The following is a 12,005-nucleotide window of genomic DNA, read 5'->3' as shown; positions in this document are numbered from 1 at the left end:
CGGGTGAGCTCGGGAGGGCTTGAGCTACCCCCAGGTGACACGGGTCACGACGGGGACTCCTCCGACGCGCCGCCGGGCGCCGTCTCCCTCGCCCGGCCGGTGGACATGGGATCCGAGATCGGGCCCGAACTGGACTGGAGCGCGGACGCCTGGAGCGAGGTGCGCACCCGGGCCCAGCGGGCAGGACGGGCGTACATCTGGCTGAATCTGGTCGAACAGCGGCTGCGTGCGGTGGTTGCAGCCGTGCTGAGGCCCATCTACGAACCCGTGCACGGCGAGGAGTGGGTCGTCGCCGCGGCCGGACCGGCCGGGCAGGAGTGGGTGCAGCGCGCCGTCGCGGTACGGGAGGTCAGCCGGCGCAAGGGCTATCTCCTCGATCCCGCCGACGACAACGTCCTCAGCTTCCTCACGCTGCCGCAGTTGCGGGAGCTGATGGTCCAGCACTGGCCCTGCTTCGAACCGTACTTCGACGACCGGCGCGACGTGGAACTGGCGCTGGACGAGCTGGAGGTCGCGCGAAACGTCGTCTCCCGCAACCGGGCGCTCAACGAGACGGTGCTGGCCCAGGCCGAACGGGCCTCGGCGCGGCTGCTGGAGATCCTCGGCAGCGGCGCCGGCGTGCCCTCCGCCGACCGGCTCCCGGTCGACGCGGTCGAGGACCTGGTGGGGGACCGGTACGCGGACGTGGTCTCGATCCACCCCGACCGCGTGCGGTTGCAACGGCAGCTTCCGGCGGAGGACCTGTTCGGCGGCGCACGGCGCCTCGACGCCGTCGGCATAGGCCTCAATCTGCTGGTGCAGAACTTCTCCGGACGCCGCCTGGTGCGGCTCGCGGAATCCGGCTGCCGGGTGCGGCTGCTCTTCCTCAATCCGGCGAGCAGCGCGGTGAAGCGCCGCGAACGCGAACTCGGCCTGCGCAAGGGGGAGCTGAGCCGTGCGGTGGAGATGAACATCCTGCACATGCGGCGGGTGCGGTCACGGCTCCGCGACCCCGGGGCGTTCGAGATCCACGTCTTCGACGAGACCCCGCGCTTCACCGCCTATCTCGTCGACGGGGACGGGGCGGACGGGCTCGCCGTCGTCCAGACGTATCTCCGGCGGGCCCGCGGCATGGAGGCGCCGGTGCTCGTCCTGCGCGGCGGAGGCCGGTCGGTGGTGAGATCCGGGCAGGAGACCGAGCACGGGCTGTTCCAGACCTACCGTGAGGAGTTCGAGTCGGTCTGGGCGGACTCCCGGCCGGTGTCCTGAACAGGCGGCGCCCGGGCCGACCGGGTGCGCCGGTGGTCCGGGGGGAACGTCCACGGGGCGGCACGTCGCGGACGGCCCCGTGCAAGGAATGTCAGTGCCGCGTGCGAGAGTTCTCCCGTCAGCAGGACGGACGAGGGGGGACGATGACCTGGCACCGCGAGCCACTGGTGGGCTTCGCTCCGGAGACGACGGGCACGGACCCGCTGCCGGCGCGGACCGTGACGGCGGCGGTCGGTACGGACGACGTGTCCCGGACGTCTCGTCCCGGGGCCGGGCGCCGGGCCGGGGCCCGCGCCGGAGCGGGTGCCGCGGGATGAGCTGGATCACCGGGCCCCTGGCGGCCTTCGACCTGGAGACCACCGGTACGGACGTCGAGACCGACCGTATCGTCACCGCGGCGGTCGTGCGGCTGGAGCCGGGCGGGGACGTCTCGGAGGAACGCATCTGGCTGCTCGATCCAGGGGTCGTGATACCCGAACAGGCCTCCGCGATCCACGGCGTCTCCACGGCCCATGCCCGCGAGCACGGAGTTCCGGCCGCGTCCGCGATCGAGGACATCGTGGAGACCGTCGCCGGGGTCCTGCGCTCGGGGACCCCGTTGGTCGTGATGAACGCGCGCTACGACCTGTCGCTGCTGGACCGCGAGTGCCGCCGCCACGGGTTGGAGTCGATCACCGAGCGACTGGGGACCGTGCCCGTGCCGGTCGTCGACCCCCTGGTGATCGACAAGCACGTCGACAAGTACCGGAAGGGCAAACGCGCCCTGCACGCCTTGTGCGCGCACTACGGCGTTCCGCTCGAGGACGCGCACGATGCCAGGGCGGACGCGGTGGCTGCGGCCCGCGTGGTGCGGCGCATGGGCGAGCGGCACCGGCCCGTCGGGAAGATGTCCCTGACGGCCTTGCACGACCTCCAAGTGCGTGCGGCTGCCGCGCAGTCCGCCTCACTGCAGGAGTACCTGCGGCGGACCACGAACCCGACGGCGGTCGTCGAGTCGGCCTGGCCGGTCATTCCGCGGAGCCGATGACCGGGGCGGGTCGAGGGCTGCCGTGCCGGCCGGCCCGCGGCCGAGGAGCGGGAGCGGGGAGCGTCAGAACGGGTGCCAGCGCACCTCGGGGTCGTCCGCGCGCAGCGACGCGACACGGCGGCGGAACTCGGCGAGGGCACGGGGGTTCGTGGGCGCGTGCTGCGCCACCCAGGCGCAGCTCGCCGTCTCCCGGGCGCCGCGCAGGACCGCGCAGCCGCCCCACGCCCGGACGTCCCACCCGTAGGCGTCGATGAACGCGTCGTACGCCGCCGGGTCGAGCCCGTAGCGGTCGCGCGAGAGAGCCAGGACGACCAGGTCGTGCTCGCGCAGGTCGGAGGAGAAGGTCTCCAGGTCGACGAGGACCGGACCGTCGGGCCCCACGAGCACGTTGCGGGGGAGCGCGTCGCCGTGGATCGGCCCGCGCGGCAGGTGCGGCGTCAGGGCGGCGGCCGCGGCCGCGAAGCCGTCCCGGCGCTCCCGCAGATAGGCCGCGTCCGCCGGGTCGATCGCGTCGCCCGCCAGACGCAGCCAGCGCTCCACACCCCCGAGCAGTTGCCGCCCCGGCAGTGCGAACGGCGCCTCCGGCAGCCCGTGCACCCGGCGCAGCAACGGAGCCAGATCACGTGGTTCCGCAGGGCGCACGGCCTCGGGCAGCCGGTGCCACACCGTCACCGGATGGCCCTCGACCAGTCGTGCCTCCGGCTCCGCGGCCCGTACCGCCGGGACACCCTCGGCTTCCAGCCACCCGGACACCGCCAGCTCGCGCTCCGCGCGTTCCAGCAGTTCGGCGCTCCGCCCGATCCTCACCACGATGCCGCCGGTCGCGAACACCGCGTTCTCGCCGAGCCCCAGCAGCTCCGCGGTCCAGGGCAGTCCGGCCGCCGCCAGCACCTCCCGCGCACGTGTCTCGTCCATGGCGCGAATTCTTGCATCCTCGCAGGTGGGGTCGGTAGGGAGGAACTGAGGAAACGGCTGGACGAGGAAGGTGTCCCCGGTCCCCGCCCGCCCCCAGCGCGACTGATGCCGTGTCAGGCGGTGGCCGGGAACAGGATTGCACGAGACGTATCGTCTCGTTTAGTGTGAGGGCATGACCGAAGTGAAGCGGGCCCACATCGCCATGTTCTCCATCGCCGCCCACGGGCACGTGAACCCGAGCATCGAAGTGATCCGGGAGCTCGTGGCCCGCGGACACCGTGTCAGTTACGCGATCCCGCCGTCCTTCGCCGGGAAGGTCGCCGTGACGGGCGCGGAACCGGTGCTCTGGAACTCCACGCTGCCGACCGACGACGAGCCGGAGGCCTGGGGCACCGAACCGATCGACCACGTCGAGCCGTTCCTGAGCGACGCGATCCAGGCGCTGCCGCAGCTCGCCGAGGCGTTCGCGGGGGACGAGCCGGACCTCGTCCTGCACGACATCACCTCCTATCCTGCGCGCGTCCTCGCCCATCGCTGGGGCGTGCCCGCGATCTCCCTCTCGCCGAACCTCGTCGCCTGGGAGGGGTACGAGGAGGAGGTCGGCGAGCCGATGACCGCCGCGATCAGGGCCACCGAGCGAGGCAGGGCCTACTACGCCCGGTTCGCGTCCTGGCTGTCGGAGAACGGGATCGGCGTCCACCCCGACCCCTTCGTCGGCCGCCCGGCCCGCTCCCTGGTGCTGATCCCCAGGGTGCTGCAGCCGCACGCCGACCGGGTCGACGAGGGCGTCCACTCCTTCGTCGGTGCCTGCCAGGGCGACCGCACGGAGCAGGGGGAGTGGCGACGGCCCACGGACGCCGGAAAGGTGCTGCTGGTCTCCCTCGGCTCGGCCTTCACCAAGCAGCCCGGCTTCTACCGCGGGTGCGTGAAGGCGTTCGGTGAACTGCCCGGGTGGCATGTGGTGCTGCAGATCGGCAAGTTCGTGGACCCGGCGGAACTGGGCCGTGTGCCCGCGAACATCGAGGTGCGCGGCTGGGTGCCGCAGCAGGCGATCCTCAGGCAGGCGGACGCCTTCGTCACGCATGCCGGTGCGGGCGGCAGCCAGGAGGGGCTGGCCACCGCCACGCCCATGGTCGCGGTCCCCCAGGCGGTCGACCAGTTCGGCAACGCCGACATGCTCGCCTCACTCGGTGTGGCCCGCCGTCTGCCGATGGAGGAGGCCACCGCGGACAACCTCCGGGAGGCCGTGCTCACCCTGTCGGGAGACCCCGAGGTGGCCCGCCGTCTGGAGGAGATCCGCCGCTCGATGCGCCTGGAGGGCGGCACGCGCCGCGCCGCCGACCTCATCGAGGCGGAACTGCCGCAGACCTGAGGGCGGGTGGCGGCGCGGCGGCACCCGGCCGCCACGCCCGCCGTGCGTTCGTGCTCGCGGTACTCGCTCCACGCGTCTGAGGAGGCGTCAAACCTCCCTTGCGGATCAAGCCGATCCTCCCGCCGGGCAAAGGCGGTGCACGCTTCCCCGATGGCGTGCCGCCCGTCTTCCGGCGCGCGATTCCCCTGCGCTCCGGTGTGCGCGGCGGTGTATACCCGTATTCCGCGGGAGCACGCCACGATTACCGCATGAGCACATTTCCTCGACAGAACTTCCCTGCCTGTGAGGGAAGTTCGACCAGTGGTCCGACTTGTGAAGTCCTGGCCGAATTCGTATTACGAACTCCTGTTGACCAAGTCACACCTGGGTGAAGGGCTTGATCTGAGCCCGTCAATCGGTCAGGGTTTCGACTCAGCCCCCGGAGATTTTCCTTCCGGGAGCGAATCCCCCCACAAATGATGACGAGGAGACCCCCTCTTCATGGCATCTCACAAGCGCACCAACAGGATGAAGCTGACCGCGGCAATAACCGCCGTTGCGGCCGCCGCCGGAGTGACCGTCCTCAACACCTCGTTCGCCGGCGCGGCTCCCGCGCCCGTCGAGGGCAAGATCTACGGTGCGAACGCCGAAGGCGCCGTCGCCGGCAGCTACATCGTTCTGCTGGACGGGAAGACGGACAAGAAGAAGCTCGCCGAGGAGTACGGCGGCTCGCTTCAGCGCAATTACAGCTCAGCGGTGAACGGCTTCTCCGCCAGCGGCCTTTCGGAGACCGAAGCCAAGCGCCTCGCCGCCGACCCGGCCGTCGACAAGGTCGTCCAGAACAAGAAGTTCACGGCCAACGCCACCCAGGACAACCCCCCCTCGTGGGGCCTGGACCGCGTCGACCAGACCGACACCGCCGGGGACAGCAAGTACACCTACCCCGACAGCGCCGGCGAGGGCGTCACGGCGTACGTCATCGACACCGGGGTCCGGATCACGCACAAGGACTTCGAGGGCCGGGCCACCCACGGCTTCGACGCCGTCGACGACGACGAGACCGCCGACGACGGCAACGGCCACGGTACCCACGTGGCGGGCACCATCGCCGGGGCCTCCCACGGCGTCGCCAAGAAGGCGAAGATCGTCGCCGTGCGCGTGCTCGACGACAGCGGCTCCGGCACCACCGAGCAGGTCGTCGCCGGCATCGACTGGGTCACCAAGAACCACCAGGGCCCGTCCGTGGCCAACATGAGCCTCGGCGGCGGAGCCGACCCCGCGCTCGACGAGGCCGTGCAGAAGGCCGTCGCCGCGGGCGTCACCTTCGGTGTCGCCGCGGGCAACGAGTCCGGTGACGCCGGTCAGGGTTCGCCCTCCCGCGTCGAGGAGGCCATCACCGTCGCCTCCTCGACCAAGGACGACAAGCAGTCCGACTTCTCCAACTTCGGCGCGGTCGTGGACATCTACGCCCCGGGCTCGGACGTCACCTCGGCCTGGAACGACAGCGACGAGGGCACCAAGACCATCTCCGGCACGTCCATGGCGACCCCGCACGTCGTCGGCGCCGCCGCGGTGTACCTCGCCGCGCACAAGGACGCCACGCCGGACCAGGTCGCCAAGGCCCTGACGGACGGTGCCACGCCCGACAAGATCGGCAACCCGAGCGAGGGCACGCCCAACAAGCTGCTGAAGGTCGTCGAGTAGCCGACCGGCCGACAGCACGATCCGGCGGCCGCCGTGCCCTCCCCCACGGGGCACGGCGGCCGTCCTATGGTGTGCGCATGGCGAAGACCCACGCGTACGCCGCGCTGCTGCGCGGCATCAACGTCGGCGGCCACCGCAAGGTCGCGATGGCCGACCTGCACAGCCTGGTGACGGATCTCGGCCACGGCCACGTACGCACCTACCTGCAGAGCGGCAACGCCGTGTTCACCAGCGAGACGGACGACGAGGACACGCTCGCCCGCGGCATCGAACGGGCCGTCGAGGAGCGCTTCGGCTTCACCGTGGACTGCCTCGTCCGCGGCGGCCCGTACCTCGCCTCCGTCGTCGAGGAGTGCCCCTTCCCGGCCAGCCGGCTCGAGGGGAGGCAGCTGCACGTCACGTACTTCTCGGAGCGGGTCGACCCGGACCGGTTCGCAGGCGTCGACAGGGACGCCCATCTGCCGGAGGACTTCCGGCTGGGGGACCGTGCGCTGTACCTGTACACACCCGGTGGAATCGGCCGCTCCAAGCTGGCCGACGTGCTGGCGCGGTCGAGCGTGAGCAAAGGACTCGTCGCCACGACCCGCAACTGGAACACCGTCGTCAAGCTCGCGGAGATGACCGGGACCGGGAACCCCGCCTGAGCCGGGAGGCGACCGCCCTCGCCGCCCCCGGACTCCGGCCCCGACCGGCCACCGTCCGTGGTGTGCCGCGACTTGAGGACCCGCGGGGCCGCCCCTTCCGGTCCCGCCCGCCGGGCGGTCGCCCCGGCCTCACGGGCACGCCTTCGGCCTCAGCGCCGCCGGAAGTTCCGGTGCCAGCTGAAGCCCCCCGGCAGCCGCACCGACGCCCTGCCGTGGCCGCCGCTGCCCCGGGTGATGTGGGCCCGGCGCGTGCCGAGGCTCAGGGACCAGCCGTGCGTACCGATGTTCAGGTGCAGCAGCTTCGGGACGATCGTGATCCGCTTGTGGTAGTAGAGCGACATGTGGGCCTCCTCGCAGCCATCATGCACCGCCGGCTCGTCGTCTCCGTCACGACGGCGCCACGGTCGTGTCACCTCGGGACCGTCCGGTCGTCCTACCGGCCCCGACCGGGCGCCCGGCGCACACCGGCCGGACACCGGGCAAGCGGGCAGGCAGGTGCCTGTCGGTGCCTCGCCCTATCGTCGGTCCCATGTACGACGACGGTGACGGACCGCCCCGCCCGGGCGGTACGCGTGAGGCACGGGCACGGGCCGCCGAGGTGCGGGTCGCGTTCGAAGGCATGCTGCAGATACGGCGGCTGACCAACACCGGCGCTCCCGACCCCGAGTCGGTGCCCGCACCCTGGGAACGGGGCCGGATGGTCCGTGCCGTGGCGCTCGCACTGGAGGCGGCCGGCATCGCCCCCTCCGCCGTCGACGCCGATTCCGGGCAGCGGGTGGCCACCGGATACCGGGTGGGCCCGGTCCCGGACGAACCGGGCACGGTCACGGTCGAGTGGCTCGGACCCCACGGCAGCGGGGCCGCCGGCGAGGAGGAAGGCGCCCTCGCCGACTGCGCCGGGGTCCTGCAACGCCTCGGCTGGGACGCCCTGTTGTACCGGGGGCGGAGCCGGCGCCGCTTCCTGGAGGTCCGTCCGCCGCACCCTCAGGGCTGAAAGGCCGGGCCGGTAGCGGTGAATGGCTCAGGAGAACCGGCGTCCATTGGCCCGGGCGGACGGGACGCCCCGGTCCCAGGCTTCACAGGCATGACCAAGCCCATCGAGCGCAGCGTGGACGAGCACGGGACGAAGGCGCCCGGGATCAACGAGCACGGGACGAATACGCCCGGGACGAATACGCCCGGGACGAACACGCCCGGGACGAACACCCACCGCGATCGCGGCCACCGCGCCGACGCGCACCGCACCACCGTCGGGAGCGGACGCTCAGCCCGCTGCGGCGAGGCGGTGTGCCGGCCGCCGGGCCTCGTCGTACCGTCGCAGCATCAGCCGGGCCAGCTCGGGAGACGGGCCGAGGACGCCGGCCAGTACCTCGGCGCCCGCCGACCGGGCGCCGTCCGCGATCCGGTCGGGCAGTCGGCCCGGGGCGATGACGTACGGTGCCACCGCCACCCGGGCCACGCCTCCGGCGCGCAGTGCCCGCACCGCGTCCTCGGGACGGGGCGGGCTCGCGGCCGTGACGGCGGAGGCGAACGCAGGCCGCACGGCGCACCAACCGGTGTGCCGCAGCTCCCGCGCCATGTCAGCGACCACTGCGATCGCCTCCGGGTCGGAGGAGCCCGCCGAGGCCAGGACGACCCCGGTCGAGCGCTTGTCGGCCGGGGTCAGCCCGGCCTCGTAGAGCCGCTGTTCGACCGCGTCCAGGAGCAGCGGGGACGGGCCGAGGACCTCCGCCTGGGTGATCCGGAGCCGCGGATGCCGCGCCCGTGCCTCGTTCAGCACGGACGGGATGTCCGCCTTGGCGTGGAAGGCGCGGGTCAGCAGCAGCGGCAGCGCGACCACGTCCTCCACCCCGTCGTTCGCCATCCGCTCCAGGACCTGCGGCACGGACGGCGCGTTGAAGTCCAGGAACGCCGTGCCGACCCGCAGCGCGGGCTCCTGCGAACGGATGTGCCGTACGAGGGCGTGCACGGTCGCCGCGTGCCGCGGATCGCGGCTCCCGTGGGCGACGACGAGAAGCGCCGGCCGGTGAGGGGCGGCGGGGCGGGAGGGGCGGTGAGGGCCGTACACGGTGATCAGCTCAGCTCTTGACGAGAAGCCCGCGACTGCGGAGTACCCAGCGCTCCAGCGGGCTGAAGACGAGCAGATCGACGGCGATGCCGACGATCAGGATCAGGAGGATCGCGAGGAACACTCCGGGCATGTCGATGTTGTTGCGGCCGTTCTCCAGCAGCTGGCCGAGGCCGAGACCCAGGTCGGGGGAGGAGGCGATGATCTCCGCCGCCATCAGCGAGCGCCAGGAGAAGGCCCAGCCCTGCTTCAGACCCGCCAGATAGCCCGGCAGGGCGGCCGGCATGACGATGTGCCAGGTGCCCTTCAGGCCGGTGGCGCCGAGCGTCCGTCCGGCCCGCAGGAACAGCGGCGGCACCTGGTCGACGCCGGACACGAGTCCGTTCGCGATCGACGGCACCGCGCCGAGCAGGATCACCGCGTACATCATCGAGTCGTTCAGGCCCAGCCAGATGACGGCCGGCGGCACCCACGCCACCGACGGCAGCGACTGCAGACCGGACAGGATCGGTCCGATCGCGGCACGGACGAACTTCACCCGTGCCACGAGCAGACCGAGCGGGGTGCCGATGGCGAGGGCCAGCAGGAAGCCGAAGAGACCGCGCGACACGCTGGTCCAGATGACGTCGAACAGGGTGCCCTGCAGCCACATGTCGGACAGACCCGTCCACACCGCGGACGGCGCGGGCAGCTTGTCCTCGGTCGTGACCTGTGCCGAGACCAGGACCTGCCACACCACGAGGACGAGGGCGACCGCCACGACCGGCGGCACGACCTTCTTCACGAGGAGCTCGCGCACCGGCGTGCGGCGGATCTCGACGGCGTCGAGCGCGTCCAGGCCGGCCTCGAGACCGGCGAGGTCGTCGCGCCCGGCGGGGGACGTGCCCGCCTTCGTGACGCCGTCGCGGACTTCAGTGCTGGCCATGTCGGCGGATCTCCCCACGCAGTTGTTCAGTGATCTCGACGGACAGCTCCGCCACTGCGGCGTCCTCGATACGGCGCGGCTGCGGGATGTCCACGGCCCACTCGCGGGCCACCCGGCCGGGCCGTGAGGACAGCAGGACCACGCGCTGGGCGAGCCGCACCGCCTCGCGGACGTTGTGCGTGACGAACAGGACCGACACGTTCGTCTCGCGCCAGATCCGGGTCAGCTCGCCGTGCAGCACGTCACGCGTGATGGCGTCGAGCGCCGCGAACGGCTCGTCCATCAGCAGCAGATCGCTGTCCTGCGCGAGCGCCCGCGCCAGGGCGACCCGCTGGCGCATGCCGCCGGACAGCTCGTGGACGCGCTTGCCGTGCGCGCCGCCGAGTCGGACCAGCTCCAGCAGCCGCTCGGCCTCGGCCCGGCGCCCGGCCTTGGGGACCCCGCGCAGCCGCAGGGCGAGTTCGATGTTCTTGCCCGCGGTCAGCCACGGGAAGAGGGCGTGCTCCTGGAACATCAGGGCGGGCCGTCCGCCGGGCGTCTCGATGGACCCGGTGCTCGGCCGGTCCAGCCCCGCGACCAGGTTGAGCAGCGTGGACTTGCCGCATCCCGACGCCCCGAGGATGGTGACGAACTCGCCGGCGGCGACATCGAGACTGATGTCGTCGAGGACGAGCTGCGATCCGGCCGGACCGGAGAAGGACTTCGAGACGTGCTCGATCCTGGCGGCGTGCGACACCGCTGTGGTGTCCACGGCGGCCTCGGCAAGCGTGGTGGCCATGGTCGTCACCTCCTGGGAACTTTCGGTTCGGGGACTCGCGTGCCTACTTCGCGCCGAGGCCGGCGTCGGCGACCCCGGGCCTTCCTTCGGCCTTCAGCACCTTGTTCAGCAGAGTCAGGTCGTAGATGCCGTTCAGGTCGGGCTCGTCGATGAGCTCGGCCTTCACCGCCCACTCGGACTGCGTCCTGAGCGTGGCGGCCAGCGGGTCGTCCGTGACCCGGATGCTCGGCCAGGCCGGGTCGATGACCTCCGGGGCGAGCGCCTTGCCGGTCTCGGCCTTCAGGGCCGCGTTGGCGGACGCCTTGGCCTTCTCCGGGTTGGCGTTGATCCAGGCGTTCGTCCTCACCGTGCCGCGGAGCACGGCCTCGACGACGTCCGGGTGCTCCTTCAGGAACGTCTGCGACACGATGACGTTGGTGATCACGAACTTCCCGCCGGGCCACAGCGCCGTCTCGTCGAGGAGGACCCTCGCGCCCTCGGAGACCAGCTGGGACGCGGTCGGCTCCGGCACCCAGGCGCCGTCGATCGAGCCGGACTTGTAGGCGCCCGGGGTGATCTTGTTGTCCGTGCGAACCACCGAGACGTCGCCCTCGCCGCTCTCCGCGTCGACCTTCCAGCCCTTGCCGGAGGCCCAGTTCAGGAACGCGACGTCCTGGGTGTTGCCCTTCTGCGGGGTGGCGATCCGCTTGCCCCTGACGTCGTCCAGGGTCTTGATCCGGTCCGGGTCGACGACGAGTTTCACGCCACCGGACGCGGAACCGGAGACGATCCGCAGGTTCTTGCCCTTGGACTTCACGTACCCGTTGACGGACGGCGAGGGGCCGATGAAGCCGATGTCGAGGGAGCCGCCGTTGAGGGCCTCGATCGCGGACGGGCCCGCGTTGAAGGCCTGCGGCGTGAGCCTGGTGCCGCCGAGCTCCTTCTGGATGATCCCCTCCTGGACGCCGACGAGGGCGGTGGCGTGGGTCAGGTTCGGGAGGTAGCCGACGCGGACGGTGTCTGCGGAGAGCTTCCTGCCCTCGGCGGCCACCACGGGCCTCTCGTCGTCCTTTGCCTGGGAGCCGTAGCCGCAGGCGGTGGACGCGACGGCCAGCAGGGGGAGCGCCGCGGCGGCGGCGAGACCGCGGCGCAGGGTCGTACGGGATGCAGGCACGGGAGGCGTTTCCTCTCGGGGGCCCGGTGCTCACGTCCCCCGGTGGTGCCGGGTGGTGCGGGACGCGGCCGGGAGATCGGCAGGTCTGTGTCTTCGTCCGGGGCGCGGTCGGGGTGTCGCGCCGGTCATCGGACACATCGCGTGACACCTCCCGAACCCGCGCCGAGCACACCGCTGCCCACGCGGCCGCCC

12 protein-coding genes are annotated in these 12,005 nt (G+C 72.0%); 6 read left to right on the top strand and 6 right to left on the bottom strand.

The genetic code is table 11. The annotated features are described in order from the left end of the window. Positions 1-3 precede the first annotated feature (3 nt). Together O7595_RS06645 and O7595_RS06635 are read left to right on the top strand one after the other, a co-directional pair. Positions 4-1,248 carry an SAV2148 family HEPN domain-containing protein gene (locus O7595_RS06645; protein ID WP_269727800.1) on the top strand — a complete coding sequence of 415 codons (1,245 nt, stop codon included), beginning with the start codon at positions 4-6 and terminating at the stop codon, positions 1,246-1,248. Positions 1,249-1,561: 313 nt separating this feature from the next. Continuing rightward, positions 1,562-2,275: an exonuclease domain-containing protein gene (locus O7595_RS06635; protein ID WP_269727799.1), complete on the top strand. Its 714-nt coding sequence runs from the start codon at positions 1,562-1,564 to the stop codon at positions 2,273-2,275. Positions 2,276-2,338: 63 nt separating this feature from the next. Here the strand turns inward: O7595_RS06635 and O7595_RS06630 are convergent, their stop codons facing one another. After that, on the bottom strand, positions 2,339-3,190 hold the full coding sequence (locus O7595_RS06630) for a phosphotransferase enzyme family protein (protein WP_269727798.1): 852 nt from the start codon (positions 3,188-3,190) through the stop codon (positions 2,339-2,341). Between the two features lie 172 nt (positions 3,191-3,362). Here O7595_RS06630 and mgt point away from each other — a divergent pair, with 172 nt between their 5' ends. The 3 genes from mgt to O7595_RS06615 all read left to right on the top strand — a co-directional run bounded on the left by mgt (position 3,363) and on the right by O7595_RS06615 (position 6,889). After that, the gene (gene mgt, locus O7595_RS06625; RefSeq protein ID WP_269727797.1) at positions 3,363-4,562 is read left to right on the top strand and encodes a macrolide-inactivating glycosyltransferase; all 1,200 of its coding nucleotides are present in this window, start codon (positions 3,363-3,365) and stop codon (positions 4,560-4,562) included. Between the two features lie 480 nt (positions 4,563-5,042). After that, a complete protein-coding gene (locus tag O7595_RS06620) occupies positions 5,043-6,245 on the top strand; it encodes a S8 family peptidase (protein WP_269727796.1) in 1,203 nt (400 codons plus the stop codon). 77 nt (positions 6,246-6,322) lie between these two features. Then, complete coding sequence (locus tag O7595_RS06615; protein ID WP_269727795.1) at positions 6,323-6,889, top strand: DUF1697 domain-containing protein; 567 nt, start codon at positions 6,323-6,325, stop codon at positions 6,887-6,889. 149 nt (positions 6,890-7,038) lie between these two features. Here the strand turns inward: O7595_RS06615 and O7595_RS06610 are convergent, their stop codons facing one another. Then, positions 7,039-7,230: a DUF4236 domain-containing protein gene (locus tag O7595_RS06610; protein WP_269727794.1), complete on the bottom strand. Its 192-nt coding sequence runs from the start codon at positions 7,228-7,230 to the stop codon at positions 7,039-7,041. Between the two features lie 188 nt (positions 7,231-7,418). On the opposite strand from O7595_RS06610, the gene O7595_RS06605 reads away from it, so the two are divergent. Further along, positions 7,419-7,883: a hypothetical protein gene (locus O7595_RS06605; protein ID WP_269727793.1), complete on the top strand. Its 465-nt coding sequence runs from the start codon at positions 7,419-7,421 to the stop codon at positions 7,881-7,883. A gap of 270 nt (positions 7,884-8,153) precedes the next feature. Here O7595_RS06605 and O7595_RS06600 read toward each other — a convergent pair whose 3' ends face one another. The 4 genes from O7595_RS06600 to O7595_RS06585 are packed head-to-tail and all read right to left on the bottom strand — an operon-like array spanning position 8,154 to position 11,813. Beyond that, complete coding sequence (locus O7595_RS06600; protein WP_269727792.1) at positions 8,154-8,957, bottom strand: sirohydrochlorin chelatase; 804 nt, start codon at positions 8,955-8,957, stop codon at positions 8,154-8,156. 10 nt (positions 8,958-8,967) lie between these two features. Continuing rightward, positions 8,968-9,882, bottom strand: coding sequence for an ABC transporter permease (locus tag O7595_RS06595; RefSeq protein ID WP_269727791.1), 915 nt, complete (start codon positions 9,880-9,882; stop codon positions 8,968-8,970). Continuing rightward, positions 9,869-10,660 carry an ABC transporter ATP-binding protein gene (locus O7595_RS06590; RefSeq protein ID WP_269727790.1) on the bottom strand — a complete coding sequence of 264 codons (792 nt, stop codon included), beginning with the start codon at positions 10,658-10,660 and terminating at the stop codon, positions 9,869-9,871. The genes O7595_RS06595 and O7595_RS06590 overlap by 14 nt, the downstream gene beginning before the upstream one ends. Positions 10,661-10,703: 43 nt before the next feature. Beyond that, complete coding sequence (locus O7595_RS06585; protein ID WP_269727789.1) at positions 10,704-11,813, bottom strand: aliphatic sulfonate ABC transporter substrate-binding protein; 1,110 nt, start codon at positions 11,811-11,813, stop codon at positions 10,704-10,706. Positions 11,814-12,005: the final 192 nt, after the last annotated feature.

It is taken from the genome of Streptomyces sp. WMMC940, assembly GCF_027460265.1.
In the GTDB taxonomy this organism is placed as follows: Bacteria; Actinomycetota; Actinomycetes; order Streptomycetales; family Streptomycetaceae; genus Streptomyces.
The sequence above is the reverse complement of the archived record's forward strand: the minus strand, read 5'-3'. Positions and strand labels throughout refer to the sequence as shown.

Coding starts and splice junctions, on each gene's coding strand:
- O7595_RS06590 (WP_269727790.1), bottom strand. CDS start 10,660: ATGGCCACCACGCTTGCCGAGGCCGCCGTGGACACCACAGCGGTGTCG.
- O7595_RS06610 (WP_269727794.1), bottom strand. CDS start 7,230: ATGTCGCTCTACTACCACAAGCGGATCACGATCGTCCCGAAGCTGCTG.
- O7595_RS06595 (WP_269727791.1), bottom strand. CDS start 9,882: ATGGCCAGCACTGAAGTCCGCGACGGCGTCACGAAGGCGGGCACGTCC.
- O7595_RS06620 (WP_269727796.1), top strand. CDS start 5,043: ATGGCATCTCACAAGCGCACCAACAGGATGAAGCTGACCGCGGCAATA.
- O7595_RS06605 (WP_269727793.1), top strand. CDS start 7,419: ATGTACGACGACGGTGACGGACCGCCCCGCCCGGGCGGTACGCGTGAG.
- O7595_RS06630 (WP_269727798.1), bottom strand. CDS start 3,190: ATGGACGAGACACGTGCGCGGGAGGTGCTGGCGGCGGCCGGACTGCCC.
- O7595_RS06615 (WP_269727795.1), top strand. CDS start 6,323: ATGGCGAAGACCCACGCGTACGCCGCGCTGCTGCGCGGCATCAACGTC.
- O7595_RS06635 (WP_269727799.1), top strand. CDS start 1,562: ATGAGCTGGATCACCGGGCCCCTGGCGGCCTTCGACCTGGAGACCACC.
- mgt (WP_269727797.1), top strand. CDS start 3,363: ATGACCGAAGTGAAGCGGGCCCACATCGCCATGTTCTCCATCGCCGCC.